Source organism: Asaia krungthepensis NRIC 0535 (genome assembly GCF_025995175.1).
GTDB lineage: Bacteria > Pseudomonadota > Alphaproteobacteria > Acetobacterales > Acetobacteraceae > Asaia > Asaia krungthepensis.
The window spans coordinates 179,934-197,895 of sequence record NZ_BAPV01000057.1 but is presented as its reverse complement, the minus strand read 5'-3'; the positions used below and the strand labels follow the sequence as shown (position 1 = coordinate 197,895).

The 17,962-nt window shown below is 60.4% G+C and carries 18 protein-coding genes; 10 read left to right on the top strand and 8 right to left on the bottom strand.

All coding sequences use genetic code 11. The features are described 5' to 3' along the window. Window positions 1-70: 70 nt before the first annotated feature. The 4 genes from mltA (at window position 71) to AA0535_RS13200 (ending at window position 4,510) form a co-directional block, all read left to right on the top strand. Window positions 71-1,231: a murein transglycosylase A gene (mltA, locus tag AA0535_RS13215; RefSeq protein WP_264816986.1), complete on the top strand. Its 1,161-nt coding sequence runs from the start codon at window positions 71-73 to the stop codon at window positions 1,229-1,231. Beyond that, window positions 1,231-2,124, top strand: a complete 894-nt coding sequence (locus AA0535_RS13210) for a DNA-methyltransferase (RefSeq protein ID WP_264816984.1) — start codon at window positions 1,231-1,233, stop codon at window positions 2,122-2,124. Before mltA ends, AA0535_RS13210 begins: the two co-directional genes overlap by 1 nt. 205 nt (window positions 2,125-2,329) lie before the next feature. Next, window positions 2,330-3,775, top strand: a complete 1,446-nt coding sequence (locus AA0535_RS13205; protein ID WP_264817038.1) for a cytochrome-c peroxidase — start codon at window positions 2,330-2,332, stop codon at window positions 3,773-3,775. Window positions 3,776-3,829: 54 nt separating this feature from the next. Further along, window positions 3,830-4,510: a Smr/MutS family protein gene (locus tag AA0535_RS13200; RefSeq protein WP_264816983.1), complete on the top strand. Its 681-nt coding sequence runs from the start codon at window positions 3,830-3,832 to the stop codon at window positions 4,508-4,510. Between the two features lie 20 nt (window positions 4,511-4,530). Here AA0535_RS13200 and AA0535_RS13195 read toward each other — a convergent pair whose 3' ends face one another. Beyond that, window positions 4,531-5,646, bottom strand: a complete 1,116-nt coding sequence (locus tag AA0535_RS13195) for a hypothetical protein (protein WP_264816981.1) — start codon at window positions 5,644-5,646, stop codon at window positions 4,531-4,533. Window positions 5,647-5,734: 88 nt separating this feature from the next. Then, window positions 5,735-6,601, bottom strand: coding sequence for an oxygen-dependent coproporphyrinogen oxidase (hemF, locus tag AA0535_RS13190; RefSeq protein WP_373319345.1), 867 nt, complete (start codon window positions 6,599-6,601; stop codon window positions 5,735-5,737). 252 nt (window positions 6,602-6,853) lie between these two features. Between hemF and AA0535_RS13185 the strand changes: the two genes are divergently transcribed. Continuing rightward, window positions 6,854-7,741: an S-methyl-5'-thioadenosine phosphorylase gene (locus tag AA0535_RS13185; protein ID WP_264816977.1), complete on the top strand. Its 888-nt coding sequence runs from the start codon at window positions 6,854-6,856 to the stop codon at window positions 7,739-7,741. A gap of 69 nt (window positions 7,742-7,810) precedes the next feature. Here AA0535_RS13185 and AA0535_RS13180 read toward each other — a convergent pair whose 3' ends face one another. Together AA0535_RS13180 and AA0535_RS13175 are read right to left on the bottom strand one after the other, a co-directional pair. Further along, a complete protein-coding gene (locus AA0535_RS13180) occupies window positions 7,811-8,134 on the bottom strand; it encodes a hypothetical protein (RefSeq protein ID WP_264816975.1) in 324 nt (107 codons plus the stop codon). 18 nt (window positions 8,135-8,152) lie between these two features. Continuing rightward, window positions 8,153-8,827 (bottom strand): dienelactone hydrolase family protein, encoded by a 675-nt coding sequence (locus AA0535_RS13175; RefSeq protein WP_264816972.1) that lies wholly within the window; start codon window positions 8,825-8,827, stop codon window positions 8,153-8,155. Between the two features lie 52 nt (window positions 8,828-8,879). Between AA0535_RS13175 and AA0535_RS13170 the strand changes: the two genes are divergently transcribed. From AA0535_RS13170 to groL, 3 genes are all read left to right on the top strand, one after another. Next, window positions 8,880-9,131, top strand: coding sequence for a DUF4169 family protein (locus AA0535_RS13170; RefSeq protein WP_264816969.1), 252 nt, complete (start codon window positions 8,880-8,882; stop codon window positions 9,129-9,131). Between the two features lie 138 nt (window positions 9,132-9,269). Continuing rightward, window positions 9,270-9,560, top strand: coding sequence for a co-chaperone GroES (gene groES / locus AA0535_RS13165; protein WP_127101220.1), 291 nt, complete (start codon window positions 9,270-9,272; stop codon window positions 9,558-9,560). A gap of 50 nt (window positions 9,561-9,610) precedes the next feature. Then, complete coding sequence (gene groL / locus AA0535_RS13160; RefSeq protein ID WP_127101218.1) at window positions 9,611-11,254, top strand: chaperonin GroEL; 1,644 nt, start codon at window positions 9,611-9,613, stop codon at window positions 11,252-11,254. Between the two features lie 634 nt (window positions 11,255-11,888). On the opposite strand, the gene AA0535_RS13155 is transcribed toward groL, so the two are convergent. The 3 genes from AA0535_RS13155 to AA0535_RS13145 form a co-directional block, all read right to left on the bottom strand. Beyond that, on the bottom strand, window positions 11,889-12,791 hold the full coding sequence (locus AA0535_RS13155) for a prohibitin family protein (protein ID WP_264816966.1): 903 nt from the start codon (window positions 12,789-12,791) through the stop codon (window positions 11,889-11,891). A 369-nt stretch (window positions 12,792-13,160) separates the two neighbouring features. After that, window positions 13,161-14,225, bottom strand: coding sequence for a bifunctional transcriptional activator/DNA repair enzyme AdaA (locus tag AA0535_RS13150; RefSeq protein WP_264816964.1), 1,065 nt, complete (start codon window positions 14,223-14,225; stop codon window positions 13,161-13,163). A gap of 51 nt (window positions 14,226-14,276) precedes the next feature. Beyond that, window positions 14,277-15,191: a LysR family transcriptional regulator gene (locus AA0535_RS13145; RefSeq protein WP_264816962.1), complete on the bottom strand. Its 915-nt coding sequence runs from the start codon at window positions 15,189-15,191 to the stop codon at window positions 14,277-14,279. A gap of 105 nt (window positions 15,192-15,296) precedes the next feature. Between AA0535_RS13145 and AA0535_RS13140 the strand changes: the two genes are divergently transcribed. Beyond that, window positions 15,297-16,058: an SDR family NAD(P)-dependent oxidoreductase gene (locus AA0535_RS13140; protein ID WP_264816960.1), complete on the top strand. Its 762-nt coding sequence runs from the start codon at window positions 15,297-15,299 to the stop codon at window positions 16,056-16,058. A gap of 69 nt (window positions 16,059-16,127) precedes the next feature. Here the strand turns inward: AA0535_RS13140 and AA0535_RS13135 are convergent, their stop codons facing one another. Continuing rightward, a complete protein-coding gene (locus tag AA0535_RS13135) occupies window positions 16,128-16,910 on the bottom strand; it encodes an SDR family NAD(P)-dependent oxidoreductase (protein ID WP_264816957.1) in 783 nt (260 codons plus the stop codon). 112 nt (window positions 16,911-17,022) lie between these two features. Here AA0535_RS13135 and AA0535_RS13130 point away from each other — a divergent pair, with 112 nt between their 5' ends. Then, entirely contained in the window at window positions 17,023-17,922 is a 900-nt protein-coding gene (locus tag AA0535_RS13130) for a LysR family transcriptional regulator (protein ID WP_264816955.1), read from the top strand. Window positions 17,923-17,962 lie beyond the last annotated feature (40 nt).

Genomic DNA, 17,962 nt, shown 5'->3' with positions numbered 1-17,962 from the left:
AACGCGTCAACTGCCTCCGGCCAGCCCATGAATTTGCGCCCGTCAGGGTGTGTGATGAAATCGGTTCGCCATGAAAAAAATCTTCCTTCGCCTTGGCTCGTGTCTTGGTCTTTCCCTGCTGGCCTCCTGCGCCGCACCCGAGCATGAGGAAAGCCGTCTCGACCTGACCCCGGTGCCCTATGCGATGATCGAGGGATGGACGGCGGAATCTCCCGGTTCATTGCTGCCTGTCCTGCGCGGCGAGTGCCAGAGGATCATGCGGCTTCCTCCGGAGACGCGGCTTGGGGGCGCCGACGGGACCATTCCCAATGGCAGCCTTGCGGGTCAGTGGAGCGGTGCCTGCACGGCATTGCAGAGTGTGGGGAGTTCGGGAGACGAGGCACGTCGTTATTTCGAAACATGGTTCGCACCTTATCTCGTGTCGAATGACGGTCTGCTGACAGGATATTACGAGCCCCAGCTCTATGCTTCGGCCGAAAAAGGCGGCGAATTCCAGACGCCGCTCTACGCGCAGCCATCCGATCTGGTCCATACGAAGGATACGGCCGGGAACTGGGTGACCGGGCGTTGGGACAACGGCAAATTCGCGCCCTATTTCACGCGATCGGAGATCGATGACGGTGCTCTGGAGGGGCGTGGGCTCGAAATTGCGTGGCTGCGCTCGCCGGAAGATCTGTTCTTCCTTCAGATTCAGGGTGCGGGTCGGCTCGTGATGACCGATGGATCGGTACGTCGCGTGGGGTATGCAGCGAAGAACGGCGCCCCCTATGTGCCGATCGGGCGTATCCTGGTGAACCAGAACGAGATGGCGGCGCAGGATGTCTCGCTTGCCACGCTTCGGGCTTGGCTTGTGGCTCATCCTGATCGTGCACGTCAGATCATGGAGCAGAACCAGAACTACGTGTTCTTCCGTCGTATCGATACCGTGCCTCTCGACCGTGGCGCGCCCGGATCGATGGGTATTCCACTCACACCGGGCCGATCGATTGCCATTGATCGCAGCATCCTGCCTATCGGCGTCCCGGTCTGGCTCGATACCCATCTGCCACAGGCCAATGGCGGGGAGGGGCACTGGATGCATCTGACCTTTGCTCAGGATGTTGGCAGCGATATCAGGGGCGTGGGACGCGCCGACCTGTTTACCGGGTGGGGCGAAGAGGCCGAACAGGTGGCCGGCAAGCTGCGCAGCCATGGGCGCATGATCGTGTTTCTGCCTCATCCCCCCGCCTGATGTCGCATGACAAGATCAGGGCGCGTCGCGAGGCGCTGGGGCCTCACGCCCTGATCCGGGGTGACGCGCTCAATGTCATGCGGCGTATGGAGGGTGATTCCGTCGATGTCGTTGTGACCTCACCGCCCTATAATATCGGCGTCGCCTATAGGACCTATCGCGACCGCCGCGAGGAGGATGATTACATCGGCTGGATGCGTGTGATCTGTGCGCAAATCGCTCGTGTGCTCAAACCCGATGGATCGTTTTTCCTGAACATCGCCGGGTCATCGGCCCAGCCATGGCTCCCTTTCGAGCTGATCACGCAGCTGCGCGATCTGTTTGTGCTGCAAAACCATATTGTCTGGATCAAGTCCGTTTCGATCGAGGAAAAAACCTACGGGCATTTCAAACCGGTCAATTCAACGCGCTTCATCAACCATAACCATGAGCACGTTTTCCATCTAACCCATAAGGGAGACGTCCCGTTGCAGCGTCTCGCGGCAGGGGTGCCTTTCACGGACAAAACGAACATCAATCGCCGACGTCATGCCGTAGACAGGCGTTGCCGGGGCAATACGTGGTTTATCCCCTATGAGACGGTCCGTCATCGCAAGCAGAAATTCCTGCATCCCGGGACCTTTCCCGTGGCGCTCCCTACAGCATGCATGACGCTTCATGGTTATGACGAGAATACCGTCCTGCTCGATCCGTTCATGGGAACGGGGACGAGCCTTGTCGCCGCGCAGGAACTGGGCGTCACAGGTGTCGGGATCGATATCGATACCCGCTACGTGGCCGTTGCCAGACGGAGGCTTCGTGTTGCTTTGGGCCAGGCGGAACCCGGCGATGAGGACGAAATGCTTTCTGAGCCTGCGATGTCCGCAGAAGGGGATGGTGAGCCTCTCGTTTGAATACGGGTGAGCAGCATCCGGGAGGCTTCGTTAGGTGCAGGATCTGACGTCTATGCGTGACATGGCGGCACAATAATCGGAGAAACCGATCAATCTGATCGGTAACAATACTTTGACAGCGGTTCAGCCTTTGGTCATGGTCCCGAAATTCATGGGTTTTTGAGGAGAAAGCAGGTTGTCAGGTTCCGCTACCGGAAAGAACGTGATCAAACGAACGATAGCGGGATTGGCATTGACCGGCCTCGTGGCTTACGGGGCCACCATAGCGTATCTGACCCATTACGATCACAAGGGCGCCCCCAGATTGCCGACAGGCAGTGCCACCTGGCACGATCCGAAGGCGCTCGCAGCGTTCAACGCCTTTCAGGAAACGCGTTGTGACTATTGCCATACGCGCAACGCCGATCTGCCATTCTACTTCAAGCTGCCTCTTGCCAACCAGATCATGAAGCGGGATCTGGTGACCGGGCAGAGGCATTTCCGTTTCGAGCCGATCCTGGCGGCCTTCAAGTCCGGCAAGCCTCCCTCCGTCGAGCAGCTTTCGCGCATCGAGGAGGTGATCAGCCAGAATCGTATGCCGCCGGCAGCCTATCTGCTGATGCATCCCCATGCCTACATGACCGAGCGCGCGCGCGCCGATGTGCTGGCGTGGATTGCCGATCAGCGCCGTCGCTATTACGCGACGCCCGGTGTCGCACCGCAATTCGCTGGCGAGGTCATCCAGCCGATCCCAGAAAGCCTGCCTGTCGACTGGACAAAGGCGGAACTCGGGCGCCAGCTCTTCTTCGATCGCCGCCTCTCGGGAGATGGCAAGCTCAACTGCGCAAGCTGTCACGGGCTCGACAAGGGGGGTGTCGACAACCTTGTCACGGCAACCGGGATCAGCGGGCAGAAGGGGCCGATCAACGTTCCAAGCGTTTACAACGCTGTTTTCAACGTGGCCCAGTTCTGGAATGGTCGTGCGGTCGATCTCGCGGCGCAGGCAGCGGGCCCGGTGACCAATCCGGTCGAGATGGGGTCGCATGACTGGCAGGGCGTGGCGAGCCTCATCGCGGCAGTTCCCGAATATCATACCGCATTCGAGAGCCTGTATGGTCCCAATTCGGTCAATGAGAAAACGGTGACCAATGCGATCGCCGAATATGAAAAGACCCTGATCACCCCCGATAGCCCGTTTGACCTCTATCTGAAGGGCGACAACAATGCCATCACGGCCCAGGAAAAACGCGGCTATGAGCGCTTCAAGGCGATCGGCTGCGCCGGGTGCCATAGCGGCGTGGCGGTGGGCGGCGATGCCTATGAGGTGATGGGGCTGGAAGGGCCCTATTTCGATGATCGCAAACTCGGTCTTACCGATGTGGATAGCGGTCGTGAGGGCTTCACCCACGCTCTGGAGGATCATCAAAAATTCAAGGTGCCCAATCTGCGCAATGTTGCGCTGACTGCGCCCTATTTTCATGACGGCAGCGCGGCAACTCTCGATCAGGCCGTGCGTCAGATGGCGCGTTACCAGACACCGTATCCAACATTGTCGCAGCACGATGTGGACGATATTGTTGCGTTTCTGAAAACCCTGACCGGGAAATATCAGGGTGTTCCCCTGCAACAGGTCGTCGCGGAGCCCCCTCTCAAGGCGCCGGACGCGCAGTAAGCAGGCCGCCCCGCGGCTTGCTGGCTCAGGCACGAGCGACGAGAAGGAAGAGCAGTGGCCCGACGCGATCTGAGTGCTGAAGACGAGTCAGTCTGGCAAGCCTTCGCTCGGAGCATCCTGCCGATGCGGTCCAGAAAGGCACCCGCAACACGCAGTGGCAAGGAGCGTCAGACTTCGACCGGTGCCGTTTCGCCCGCCCCTTCCCTGCCCGACATGCCGGGTGTCGGGATGCAGAATGCAGCGAGCGGAACCCGGTCATCCGCTTCTATGGGCCACGTGCCTGTCGATCCCGTTCAGGCTCTAGCGAGACAGGCAGGGATCACCTTCAGGGTGCGCGAAGTCATCCGGGCTGTCTCCCCTGCAGTCAGGCATGATCGGGTGCATGATCGTCTCGAAATCAACGGGCGTCAGCCCGGGCTGGACACGACGTCCTGGAACGCCCTCGCCACGGGTAAAATGAAGCCGCAGAAACGGCTCGATCTCCATGGCCTTTTCGCGCAGGACGCATTTTTCAAGCTTCATCATTTCCTGCACGCCTGCAGCACGCAGAATATACGATGCGTCGAGGTCATCACCGGACTCGGTAGCGGACAGGAGGGCGGGGTGATCCGTCAGGAATTGCCGCACTGGCTCGAACGTGGCGATCTCAGGCCGCTCATTCTCGCAGTCGTTCACACCCACAAGAAGAACAAGGGTGCCGTGCGGATCCTGTTGCGGGCAAAAAGCCGACTCTGACTTTTTGGGCGTACGAAAAGTCAGGTGGGGCGTGTTTCCTGACCCTGACGCCATCTGGGCTGGTTGTTATTGATCCAGCGCCTCAGGGCCAGCAGCGATGTCAGCTCGGGCATGCACTGGTTGAGCAGCGATGCTGAATCCGCGCCAGCAGTGACAACCAGGTGCTGGGCATCGTTCCAGGTCTTCAGAGCCGTATCTGTCACAGCGACCGAGGCTGCATGACGCCAGCGGGCGATGGCAAGCGGCGGGGTCAGCATGGGAAGCGCCAGAACCAGCGCCGAAGCCGCCGCGCTCGAGACAGCAAGCCATGACTGGTACAGGGCTCCGCTCGGGGCATGTCCCCGTGCCATTTGATAAGTCGCGTCAAAACCCGGAACACCGGCCACTGACGGACCCGAACAGAAGATCGGCTTGATCCCTTCCGGGGCGGAGGCGATATCGGCCGCCAGATCATCCCCGGGACCGGGGGTAAGTTGCACAGCGTCTACCTGCCCCGATTTCAGGGCCTCGAGGGCCGAGGCCTTGTCAGCAAAGCCGTCTACCGGCAGGGGATGAAGGCCCAGAAGAGAAAGGCCGAGCAGGCTGGATAACTCGACACCGGTGGGATGGGAGACGGCAAGGCGCACCGGTCTGTCATGAAACAGCCCGCTCAGTCTCGATCGTATTGTCCGGTGCAGTTCCGCCCGCGCCAATGTTACCACGGGACGACGCGCCACAATCAGTCCCGCCCAGCGCGAAAAATCGAAGTGAACACGGCTATCGCCCGAAAGCGAGGCAATGAGGGCGGCACCCGGGGCGAGGATGGCTGTGCCACCATCCGCCTCGGGGCTCACATTATCAAAGAGATTGGCAGCAGTGACGCCATCGCGCCCCATGTCGTAATGCACCGCGATCGGTGGGGGGGTTGTCAGCCCTCCTGCCAGCGCGGTGGCGAGGAGGGGGGCGACCTGTCCGGGGAGGGAGTCCGGGCCGCCGCCCACAATGAGGCGGGGAGAGTCGATGAGCGACGAGGTGGCGTCCGCTCGCATGTCATCTTCCCAGGCGCGGGCCGGGAAAGAGGTCGCGCAACCTGCGGCAAGGGCGGCAGAGAGAAAGCGGCGACGCGTCGGGTTCAATCCCGATGCGAGAAACGTCAACCTGTTGCGCACTTCTTCCCTTTCACCGCCTGACCGGCCAGCAGGCGCTGGTAAGCCAGATGATTGCGGCTAAATCGTGACCCGTCCGTCAGGGCCATTTCACCTCTGGAGGCATGCTCATGAGAATGGCCTCTGTATTGCCACCGGTTTTCAGTCCGAAAACCGTGCCACGGTCGTGTATCAGATTGAACTCGACATAGCGACCGCGACGTATCAGCTGCGCTTCGCGCTCGGCTTCGGTCCATGGTTGCATCATCCGGGACCGGACTGCGCGGGGATAGGCTTCGTAGAAGGCGAGCCCAACATCCTTCGTGAAGGCAAAATCCCTGTCTGCATCTCCGGAATCGAAGTGATCGTAGAAAATACCGCCAAGACCGCGCGGCTCGTTGCGATGATGCAGGAAGAAATATTCGTCGCACCACGTCTTGAAACGCTCGTAATAGGCTGGATCGTGACGCCCGCATGCATCGCGAAACGTCTCATGAAAAGCTGCGGCATCGGCTTTCGCTTCCTCGCTATCGGGAAACATCGGCGTGATATCGCCACCGCCACCGAACCAGCCATTACTGGTAATGATCATGCGCGTGTTGAAATGCGCAGCGCTCACATGCGGATTGCAGGGATGTGCAACGAGCGAGATACCGGTTGCGAAGAAGCGGGGATCGACATCTGCGCCGGGCATGTTCTTGCGGAATTCAGGAGAGAATTCGCCCCATACCGTCGAGACATTGACGCCAACCTTCTCGAACACGCGTCCTCGCATGACCGACATCACGCCACTGCCATGCAGGCTGCTATTGGTGTCCTCGTTCCGGTTCCACGCAGTACGCTGAAAGCGGCCGGCCTCGACCTTGTCCCGTAACACCGGCGAATTCCGCTCGACGGCCTCGTCTTCTATCGCCTCGTACGAGGCGCAGATCTTGTCGCGCAGGGTCTCGAACCAGTGTCGCGCCATCTCCTTGAAGGAATCATGAGGCACGTGATCACGGATGAGGGTGCCGAATGTTCTCGGATCCAAGGTCTCGCTCATGGCAAGCTCCACATTCTGTCTCAGCCGGTCTTTCGCCAGCCTGAATGGGCAAGCCTATAGCAAAACAGACCTCTTGAAACCATGACAGGGGAAATGAAAACACGGACAGGTTGCGAAATGGCCCGTTCTGGTGTTCCTGAAACCCTGCAAACGGTCAGACCGGAAAGGTGAAACCTGATGACTGAAGATGTGACCATCGAACCCGTGATCGGCCTTATCGGCGGTTCGGGCCTGTACGATATCGACGGACTGGAAGAGAAGGAATGGCGTCGTGTCGAGACGCCCTGGGGCGAGCCCTCGGACGAACTGCTTTTCGGGCGCCTGAATGGCGTACGCTGTGTATTCCTGCCGCGCCACGGCCGCGATCATCCCATTCCTCCCTCGGAGCTGAATTTCCGCGCCAATATCGACGCACTCAAGCGCTCGGGCGTGACGGATATTGTCTCGCTCTCGGCGGTTGGATCGCTGCGTGAAGATCTGCCGCCCGGCGTGTTCCTGCTGGTTGACCAGTTCATCGACCGCTCCTTCGCGCGCGAGAAGAGCTTCTTCGGGCGTGGCTGCGTGGCCCATGTGGGCATGGCCGATCCGGTATCGGCGCGCATGGGCGACGTGATTGCGGCGCAGGCTGGAAAGATCGGCGTGGAGCTGGTTCGCGGTGGCACATATCTTGTGATGGAAGGGCCGCAATTCTCGACCCGCGCCGAGAGCGAGCTTTATCGCCAGTGGGGCTGTTCGGTCATCGGCATGACCAATATGCCCGAGGCCAAACTCGCCCGTGAGGCCGAGATGTGCTATGCGAGCATCGCCATGGTGACCGATTATGATTGCTGGCATGACGACCATGATTCCGTGACGGTAGATGCCGTCGTGGCGGTCATGACCCAGAATGCGGCCAAGGCGAAGGCCCTCGTCAAGGCGATTATTCCTGAGCTTGGTCGCACGCGTGGGCTGTGCCCCTCTGGTGCCGAGCGTGCACTCGATCACGCGATCATCACGGCACCCAATGCACGCGATCCCCAGATGCTTGCCAAGCTCGATGCCGTGGCGGGGCGCGTTCTACGCTGAAGCGCCTTTGGAAAAGGGGCCGAAAACGGCCCCTTTTCTGATGCTTCGGTTACTGGAACGTGAGCTTGCTCAGGATCGGTTCTGTTTTTCAGGGAAATGGTCGCGATCGCCCTGATCGGTCTGGCGCTCGGGAAACTCCCCAAGATTCTCCTGAATTTCGGCATTTTCGACCTGCACATCGGCAAGGGTCGGGTCAGGAAGGCTGCTTACCGGGATTTCGCCCGCATGAGGATGCTCCTCCATGCCGATGATTTCCGAGGCGTTTTCGAGATAGGCTTCCGGGCCGCATCCCGGTTTGCCATCGGCTTCCCAGAGTTCGCGCGACTTGGCGGTGATACGCGCATCGCGCTCCGGACTGTCGATCAGGGGATTGGTGCTGTCTGTGCTGGGCATGATGCGGCTTTCAGAAAATCAGAGATGGGTAGAGAAGAACGCCATGCTGCGCTCATGGGCGAGATCGCGGGCATTACGGTTGAAACTTGGACGATCATTGCAGCCGAACCCATGCCCGGCCTCGTCGTAGACGAAGATTTCGACTTCCGGGCGGTTCTCGCGGATGGTGTTGATATCGGTATGGGGGATATGATCGTCTTCGCCACCGAAATGGAGCTGAACGGGGCAGTGCGGCTTTTCGTGACTGACTGAGGCGATACCACCCCCATACCATGCGCAGGCAGCAGAAAAGAGGCGGGTGCGTGTTGCCGCTTGCCAGGCCACAAGCCCGCCCCAGCAGAAGCCGAGGATTCCAACCTTCGCATGGCCATGATGACTGAGCGCATGGGCACTTGCCGTCACGTCTGCCAGAATTTCGTCCGAACTGATCTGTTCACGCAGGGCAAGGCCCTCGCTCATACCGTTCTGATCATAAGGCAGTACGGCGTCGCGCCTGGCGCGATCGAACAGGGCCGGGGCGATCACATGATAGCCGTGACGATCCGCGAGTTCATCGCAGACAGCGCGTATATGATCGGTCAGGCCGAAGATTTCCTGGACCACGACGAGGGCACGCGGCGCACTGGCCTCACCGGCTTCATAGGCGCTAAAATGATGGGTATCCGAGGCGGTCAGGGATATCAGGTGTCCCACGGAACGACCCTCCTTCATTCTTGTTCATTGCGTCGGGAGATCAACGATCACCATGGCAGAAATCGTCAATCTGCGTCGTGTGCGCAAACGTGTGGCACGTGAGAAGGATGCGGCCCTTGCGGAGGAAAACCGGATCCTCCACGGTCGGACCCGGGCCGAAAGGCTGAAAACCGAGCTAGAGCGCGGGATCAGGGCACGCGAACTTGATGGGGCCAGGCTGGAGGACGCAGCCTTCGCCGCCCCTGCCAGCGCGAATAATGAAGGCTCGGTGAAAAATGACGGAGATGACAGGAACGACCCTTGACGATAGGGCAGGGCTCTCTTACCTGTTTGGCACTCTCGTATCGGGAGTGCTAACGCGCTGCGGCTGAGCGGGCGCGCAAACCGGCGGCGTTGCTTTTGAGCAAGGACGCCGCCTTAGAGAAAAGTGGAGCGATCCATAATGACAAATTTTCGGCCTTTGCATGACCGTGTCGTCGTTCGCCGCCTTGAGGGCGAGCAGAAGACGGCCGGTGGTATCATCATTCCGGACACCGCCAAGGAAAAGCCGATGGAAGGCGAAGTCGTCTCCGTCGGTTCGGGCGCCCGTAATGAGCAGGGTCAGCTCGTGGCACTGGACGTCAAGGCTGGCGACCGTGTGCTGTTCGGCAAGTGGTCCGGCACCGAGGTGAAGATCAACGGCGAAGAGCTGCTGATCATGAAGGAAAGCGACATTATGGGTGTGATCGGCTGATTTCCAGCCTCCCCATTTTCGCACACTGAACCTCTACTGGAGAAAAGATAATGGCTGCCAAAGACGTAAGATTCGGCGCTGATGCCCGCCAGCGTATGCTGCGTGGCGTGGATATCCTGGCTGACGCCGTGAAGGTCACGCTCGGCCCGAAGGGTCGCAACGTTGTTCTGGACAAGAGCTTCGGCGCACCGCGCATCACCAAGGACGGCGTTTCCGTCGCCAAGGAAATCGAACTGGCCGACAAGTTCGAGAACATGGGCGCCCAGATGGTGCGCGAAGTGGCCTCGAAGACCAACGACATCGCTGGTGACGGCACGACCACCGCGACCGTTCTGGCCCAGGCCATCATCCGTGAGGGCGCCAAGGCTGTTGCCGCTGGCATGAACCCGATGGACCTGAAGCGCGGCATCGACAAGGCTGTTGCCGCCGTCGTTGAAGAGCTGAAGGCGAACACCCGCAAGATCACGACCCCTGCCGAAACGGCTCAGGTCGGCACGATCTCGGCCAATGGCGAGCATGAAATCGGCGAGATGATCTCGCAGGCCATGCAGAAGGTTGGTTCCGAAGGCGTGATCACGGTTGAGGAAGCCAAGGGCCTGCACACCGAACTCGACGTTGTCGAGGGCATGCAGTTCGACCGCGGCTATATCTCGCCGTATTTCGTGACGAACGCCGAAAAGATGATGGCGGATCTGGATAACCCCTATATCCTGATCCATGAAAAGAAGCTGTCCTCGCTTCAGCCGATGCTGCCGCTGCTCGAGAGCGTTGTGCAGTCCGGCCGTCCGCTCATGATCATCGCAGAAGACGTCGATGGCGAGGCTCTGGCCACGCTGGTCGTCAACAAGCTGCGCGGTGGCCTGAAGATTGCTGCTGTCAAGGCTCCTGGCTTCGGTGACCGTCGCAAGGCCATGCTGGAAGACATCGCTATCCTGACGGGCGGCCAGGTCATCAGCGAAGATATCGGCATTAAGCTCGAAACCGTCACGCTCGACATGCTCGGTCGCGCCAAGAAGGTGCATATCGAGAAGGAAAACACCACGATCGTTGAAGGCGCCGGTAACACGGACGACATCAAGGGCCGTTGTGCACAGATCCGCGCGCAGATCGAGGAAACCACCTCGGACTACGACCGTGAGAAGCTGCAGGAACGTCTGGCCAAGCTGGCTGGTGGCGTTGCCGTCATTCGCGTCGGTGGCAGCACCGAGGTCGAGGTGAAGGAGCGCAAGGATCGCGTTGACGACGCGCTGCACGCAACCCGCGCCGCCGTTGAAGAAGGCATCGTTCCGGGTGGTGGCACGGCTCTTGCCCGCGCTTCCGTTGCTCTGAAGGATCTGGCTTTCCAGAACGACGACCAGCGCGTCGGTGCGGACATCATCCGCAAGGCCCTGCAGGCTCCGCTGCGTCAGATCGCGTTCAACGCCGGTGAAGATGGCGCTGTCATCGCTGGCAAGGTGCTCGAGATCGACAACTACACGCACGGCTTCGACGCACAGAACGCCGAGTACAAGGATCTGGTGGCCGCTGGCATCATCGATCCGACCAAGGTCGTCCGCACGGCTCTTCAGGACGCAGCTTCGGTTGCCGGCCTGCTGATCACGACGGAAGCCATGGTTGCCGAAAAGCCCGAGAAGAAGGCCGCTCCGGCCGGTGGTCCGGGTGGCATGGGTGGCATGGGCGATATGGATTTCTGATCCATCGCCTTTTCCATCAAGGTTACAAGAGAGCCGCTCTGTCGAAAGACAGGGCGGTTTTTTTTATGGGGCACGCCTCGGATCGTTGCGGTCAGCGTGCGCGCCTATGCGTGGTCGTTGCTGTCTCGCAGCTGCGCTAATGGAAACTGCTATTGACGCGATCCGCGCAGAGATATCGGTGTGTGCCCGTGTGCCCGTGTGCCCGTGTGCCCGTGTGCCCGTGTGCCCGTGTGCCCGTGTGCCCGGTGCAAGGAGTTCGGATCTCCGCCTGCAGAACCGGATGATTTCGAGATCAGGGATGGGGAACGGAGGGTCGTTTCAAAAGGCGTCATACTGCGCGTGACACGGGTATGGTTAACGCCTCTTTTGTCTCCCATCTGAGCAGGCCAAGGCAGAGTCAACGAGGGCAAGCGCGATATCCAAGGACGCAACGCGCTATGACGCCGTGCCCTGCAGCGTTCCTCGCGCGGAGGAGTGGGGCGGAGCAAATGGGGCGAGGCGACCAGTCTTCACACGGCAATGCTCAAAGCCACCTTCAATTCGAGCATCCGCCGCCATGTTGCGAAGGAAGCGCCGGATCAAAAGAACTTCCCTGTCAGGAACAGTGGGCGATACTGGTTGACGGAGCCGCCTTCTACTTTTGCACAGAGTCCATTGAGCCAATGAAGGGCAGGGGGGCGCCTGCGCTCAGATAGGTCGGCATGGTGCCCGACCAGCGATCCAGCGCCTTTTGCTGCAACAAGGCCGGTGTCAGGGATTGTGAGACGAGGCTGTTCGCCTTGGCCTGCGCCTGAGACGTCACCAGCAGGGCCTGAGCCTGTCCCTGTGCTGTCGCGACGGCGGCATCGGCCTGCGCCTTGGCCTGAACCACCTGAGCCTGAGCCGAGATCTGGGTCTGTTGCAGCGTGTACTGGGCCTGCAATGCCTGTTGCTGAGCCACCTGCTTGGCTTCGATAGCCTGCGCGTAGGCCGTCGAAAACGCGAAGTTCGCCGTGTTCACGGAGTGAATGGTCAGATGATAGGGCTGAAGCGAGCGAATGATCAGATCCTTGATCTGACCATCCACCAGGTCGCGCTTCGTGATCAGCTCTTCCGCATTATAATTGGCGGTGATCGCTTTTACGTCATTCGAGACCGTGGGCTCGATGATCCGGCGCGCGAGAACATCGAGTGTGCGGAAATCGCGGAAGAACCCCGGCGCATCGGCGGAGGCAATATGGAACGTGACCGATACGGAGGTGCGGACATCCTGAAGGTCATGCGTCGCAGCCTGTTCATGCGAGGTGATGGTCTGTGGCTGCGTGGAGACGGAGATGATCTTCTGATAGACCGGGATGGCGATATGCAGACCGGGTTCCAGCGCAATGGGCTGCACCGAGCCGAAATTGGTCAGGATGCCGCAATACCCTGAGGCGATCTGGTAGAACGGATTCAGGATCGCAACGATCGCAACGGCGCCCAGAGCAACGACGCCGATCTTGATCGCGCCCGAGGGGACACGTGGAGGTAACTGGGACGGGAGCTGTGGGAAAGACATGCCTTATACGTTCCTAGTCCGAATTATCCTCCCAGGATTGCCGGGAGTTACCTCATTGTTACAGGCAAGACCCGCAGCGGCAAGTATCCCTCTCGTAACGAAAGAGCCAGCATGCGGCTTATGCTTCTCCGTGGTGGAGTTGCGGAGAGAGTTAGACGCTCCATGGCTGTGGAGACAGGATGCCCAACGCTCGCGGGAGTCCGGAAAGTTTCATCTGCAGGATCGAATGGACGTTGAGTTGTGGGAGGAGGGGGCGAGACAACGCTTTGGTCGCCCCGTCTCTGACCCGGGATGAGAAAAGGTCCCGAACTTTATTGCTTTCGGCGGCTGGGATGGGTGGACCAGGAAAACGAATGCCCTGCCGAGGGACTATGCGTCCGCGACGGGGTTGAATGAGCGCTCGATCTCGATCAGACGCTGCTTGCGCCATAGCCCGCCACCATAGCCGGTCAGGCTGCCATCCGTGCCAATCACACGATGGCAGGGAATCATCAATGCGATGCAGTTGGCACCATTGGCGCGTGCCACGGCCCGGACGGCTCCGGGATGGCCAATAGCCCGGGCGAGTTCCCCGTAGCTGCGCGTTTCACCGGGCGGGATTTCTCGCAAGGCATGATGGACGCGACGTGTGAATGCCGATCCCTGGGGCGCCAAAGGGGTATGAAAACGGGCGGAATCCCCGCTGAAATAGGCGTCCAGTTCTGCTTGCGCCTGCTCGGTAACCTCGGTTCTGCCGAGACCGAGCGGAGATTTGAGCGCGACCTGGAGGGCTTTCAATTCGCGGGGGAGGGCCTTGCGATCGATGAACTCGAGAAGATGCAAATGGCGTGCGGATGAGACGGCAAGCATGTCGCCCAAGGGCGTCGCGATCCAGCTTGCCCGGAGCAGGCCTCCCTGTGTGAGTGTGCCGGGAGCGCAGCCAATCAGCCGGGAAAACGCCTCGCGAAAGGCACTTGGTGATTCAAAGCCTGAATCGATCTGGGCGGCGATCACCGACTCCCCCTGCGAGAGCGACAGGAATCCGTCGCGCAGCCTGCGCTGGCGCGCCATCTCCAGAAAGCTCATATCGAAATGCCGCTTGAAACTGCGCCGCACTGTGGAGGGATCGAGACCGAGGGCAACGAGATCGCGCTCGCTCCAGCGTCGGCCCGGATCGGCATCGAGCCTGTCGAGCAACCGGGCGATGAGTGGGTCATGGCTTGCGCCCCCCTGTAGCGGATGGCACCGCTTGCATGGGCGAAACCCGGCCTCGATGCATCCCCTCACGCTGTCGCGGAAGCTGCAATTGGTGGCGAGGGGCTTGCGCGCCGGGCAGGTCAGGCGACAGAAAATGCCCGTCGTGCCGACGCAGACATAAACCCGCCCGTCATAGCGGGCATCGCGCGCCAGAAGGGCCTGATAGAGCATCTCATGGGAGGGAAGATCGAACAGCATGACGCGATCCTAGCCATTCCAGCCTGATAATGAGGTCGGAAATCGGGCGTTTCATTTTTTGGAGTGCTGCTGCCTGTCCCTGTCGAAAGCCCCAAAGATCTCAACCAGCCAATCCATGAAAACCCGCACGCGTGGCGGAAGCTGCCTGTTGCTGGGGTAGAGAAGCGTCAATGGGGTTGGTGCCGGTGGGAAGTCCGACAGAACCTCCACCAGCGCGCCCCGAGCCAGTTCGGCTTCGAAGCGATAGCGCGGCGCCTGTGCCAGACCCAGCCCCAGACAGGCCGCGGTTGCCGAGGACTCGGCGCCGGAGACGAGCAGCCTGGCCGGTAGCATGCGTTCGACAAGACGGCCTTCCAGATTGAATTCCAGTGGCAGGACCTGCTTCGTGCGGGAGGACGCAAAACCGATCATGCAGTGCCCTTCCAGGTCATCCGGATCGCGCGGCGTTCCATGGCGGGCCAGATAGTCCGGGCTGGCCACAGTGATCTCGGGCAAAAGGCAAAGCGGACGGGCAATCATGTCGCTATCGGGTAGAGGGCCGCCACGCACCACACAATCGACGCCCTCGCGCAGCAGATCCACGAGCCTCTCTCCTTCGCCCAGATGAACGGTGAGTCCCGGATGGCGGGAGAGGAACTCGGGAAGAGCGGGCAGGATGATCGTGCGGGCCAGATGCCCGACCGTATCGAGGCGGATCACGCCTGAGAGCGCGGAGCCGATGGATCTGTCGGCTTCTTCCAGCGATGCGACGATCGACCGGCAATGGGCGTAGTAAAGTCTGCCTTCCTCGGTGGGCTGTACATGGCGCGTAGAACGATGCAGCAATCGCGCACCGAGACGCTGCTCGAGCGCCTGTATGGCCGCCGTCGCCGCAGGCCGGGAAATCCCGCAGGATGCGGCTGCCGCGCTGAAACTGCCGCGCTCGATGATACGCAGGAAGAGGTCGATACTCGCCAGTCGATCCATCTGATTATTCCGTATTACGGAACAATGATGACAGGTCTTCCTGCCTTATCGCAAGCCGCCCCGCATGGAATGTTGCGCTCACCATCAGCGAGAGGAAACAGCATCATGACACAGCATCAGCCTATCGCCCTGATCACGGGCGGCAGCCGCGGCCTCGGACGCGCCACAGTCGAGGCTCTGGCAAAGCGGGGTATCGGCGCGATCCTGACCTATCAGGGTAATCGAGAAGCCGCGGAGACGGTCATGGCCATCGCCCATGAGGCAGGGGTGAAGGCCGCTATCCTCCAACTTGACGTAGCCGATACACGCAGCTTTGTGCAATTTGCCGCTTCTGTGGGCGACATCCTGAAGGGATGGGGCCTTACCCATTTCGACTATCTCATCAACAATGCGGGCAGCGCGCATAATGGCGGTCTTGCCGATACCACCGAGGATGAGTTCGACCGAATCTATCGCGAGCACCTCAAGGGGCCTTTCTTCCTGACGCAGGCGCTTCTGCCTTTGCTCCGTGATGGCGGGCGTATTCTCAATATCAGCAGCGGTCTGACCCGTTTCACCTTCCCCGGCCGGATCGTGTACGCCTCGATGAAGGGGGGCGTGGAGGTTATGACGCGCTATATGGCCAAGGAACTCGGGGCACGGGGGATAACGGCCAACGTTGTCGCGCCCGGTGCCATCAAGACCGATTTCTCAGGAGGCATGGTGCGCGACAATCCCGAGATCGGACGCCACATTGCCGGGTTGACCGCGCTCGGGCGCGTGGGCGTGCCCGAGGATATCGGCCCCATGATTGCTTCGCTCCTGTCGGAGGATAATCGCTGGGTGAACGCGCAGCGTATCGAGGTCTCGGGCGGGCAGTCTCTCTGAAGCAATGGTCCCCAGGAGACGCCAATGGCCTCTCCCTGATTGGATAGGCCGCGCGAAAAGGAAAATCGCTCAGGGATTCAGGCGCGTCAGTCGGGCATGGCGCGCCGCCTTGACGGGCTCGGGCGTGATCCTGTTTTCCTCCACCATCTGTCTGGTCGTGTCATCGCCGCCCACAACATGGTCGAGATCTTTCATCAGGGCCTCGTAGCCCTGACGAGCCACCAGGGTCTTGTCATTCTTGGGGCCTTGATCGATCGCGCTGCGCGCCATGCCAGCATTTTTGTGAAAGCGGCTATCCGTGGCGCCGGGGAGCAGGGCAGTGACGGTGACGCCGCTTTCCCTCAGTTCCTCGCGCAGGGATTCCGCGAACATGAAGCCAAAGGCTTTCGAGGGGCCATAGACGGTCTCGAAAGGCGTGGGGAGCGTCGCAGAAACCGAGGAGGTGATGAGGATACGCCCGTGGCCCTGTGCGACCATGAAGCGCGCCACATTCTTGGCCATATGGACAGTGCCGGTGATGTTGATTGCAATCACGCGCAGGTCGTCCTCCAGGGCCGTATCAATGAAAGCGCCCCCAAGCCCGATCCCGACATTCAAGGCCGCCGCCTCAAGAGGTCGGCCAAGCCCCAGTGTGAACTGCCAGAAGCTTTCCACCCCCTCATGGGTCGCCGCATCGGCCCGATAGGCATAAGCGGTCGCACCGAGGTCCTCAATGCGTTTTGCGGCATCGAAAATCTGCGCGCTCGATCCGGAGAGGGCGACATCATATCCGTTTCGCGCAAATTCGAGCGCGAGTTCAAGGCCGATGCCGGATGAAGCGCCGGTCACGAGAGCGAGGGGGCGATAGGTCACGGGGTGAGTCCTTTCCTGATGGCGATCCGTCTGATCGCGGGAACAGGGAACATTCCGGGCTACTCCCGGTTTACAGCGCTCATTTTGATGGTGAGATGAAAGAAATTCACGAGTGAACGCGATTGGGATCAGCAAGGACAGTCTGGAAAGCTTTCTCGCCATCGCCCGCGCGGGCAGCTTCACACGTGCGGCCTTGCAACGGGGCGTGACGGGTTCGGCTCTGAGCCATGCCATGACGCAGCTCGAGCGCAAACTGGACGTGCGACTATTCCATCGGACGACACGACAGGTCAGGCTTACCGGCGCGGGCGAGATGCTTCTTGCGGAGATCGCCCCGCATTTCGAGCGGATCGACGCCTCGCTGGCGCAGCTTGAGGCTTACCGTAGGCTTCCCTCTGGCAGGTTGCGTATCACGACCCTGCGCGATGCAGCGACTTTGCTTCTGGCGCCAAGGCTGGCGGCGTTCATGGCGCTTTATCCCGCCATCGAGCTCGATATCGTGGTGGATGATCGCGTCGTGGATGCAGTCTCCGAGGGGTTCGATGCGGGCATACGCTATGGGGGCACTGTTCCTGAAGGCATGATTGCCAGACGTCTGACCGACGATCTGAACTGGGTTGTCGTGGGTGCGCCGGCTTATCTCGACGTCATGGGACGTCCCCGCCAGCCAGAGGATCTGATGAGCCATCGCTGCATTCGTATCCGCACGGGAACCGGGCGGCTCTATTCCTGGGAATTGGGTAGGGCCGAACGACAATGTGCGCTCGATGTGCCGGGCCAGGTCATTCTTGGCGATAGCGAATTATCGCTGGCCTGCGCCTGTGCAGGAGGGGGGTTGTTCTACTGCCTTGAGGAGAGAGCCAGAGCGGCTCTCGATTGTGGCGCGCTCGAACTCGTCCTGCCCGAGTGGACATCAGTGGGAGAGGGCTTTCACCTTTATTATCCCTCCCGCAAACACGTGCCCTCCGCATTGCGGGCTTTCACAGCGTATTTCTCAACCCGCAGCGCTTGAGATTGCCACCCCATTTGCGCGGACGGCGTGAGAGTACCGC

Bases quoted from the DNA above. Each gene is read 5' to 3' on its own strand.
- mltA (WP_264816986.1), top strand. From the start codon at position 71: ATGAAAAAAATCTTCCTTCGCCTTGGCTCGTGTCTTGGTCTTTCCCTG.
- AA0535_RS13210 (WP_264816984.1), top strand. From the start codon at position 1,231: ATGTCGCATGACAAGATCAGGGCGCGTCGCGAGGCGCTGGGGCCTCAC.
- hemF (WP_373319345.1), bottom strand. From the start codon at position 6,601: ATGGCGCGACACTGGTTCGAGACCCTGCGCGACAAGATCTGCGCCTCG.
- AA0535_RS13185 (WP_264816977.1), top strand. From the start codon at position 6,854: ATGACTGAAGATGTGACCATCGAACCCGTGATCGGCCTTATCGGCGGT.
- AA0535_RS13180 (WP_264816975.1), bottom strand. From the start codon at position 8,134: ATGCCCAGCACAGACAGCACCAATCCCCTGATCGACAGTCCGGAGCGC.
- AA0535_RS13170 (WP_264816969.1), top strand. From the start codon at position 8,880: ATGGCAGAAATCGTCAATCTGCGTCGTGTGCGCAAACGTGTGGCACGT.
- groES (WP_127101220.1), top strand. From the start codon at position 9,270: ATGACAAATTTTCGGCCTTTGCATGACCGTGTCGTCGTTCGCCGCCTT.
- groL (WP_127101218.1), top strand. From the start codon at position 9,611: ATGGCTGCCAAAGACGTAAGATTCGGCGCTGATGCCCGCCAGCGTATG.
- AA0535_RS13155 (WP_264816966.1), bottom strand. From the start codon at position 12,791: ATGTCTTTCCCACAGCTCCCGTCCCAGTTACCTCCACGTGTCCCCTCG.
- AA0535_RS13150 (WP_264816964.1), bottom strand. From the start codon at position 14,225: ATGCTGTTCGATCTTCCCTCCCATGAGATGCTCTATCAGGCCCTTCTG.
- AA0535_RS13145 (WP_264816962.1), bottom strand. From the start codon at position 15,191: ATGGATCGACTGGCGAGTATCGACCTCTTCCTGCGTATCATCGAGCGC.
- AA0535_RS13140 (WP_264816960.1), top strand. From the start codon at position 15,297: ATGACACAGCATCAGCCTATCGCCCTGATCACGGGCGGCAGCCGCGGC.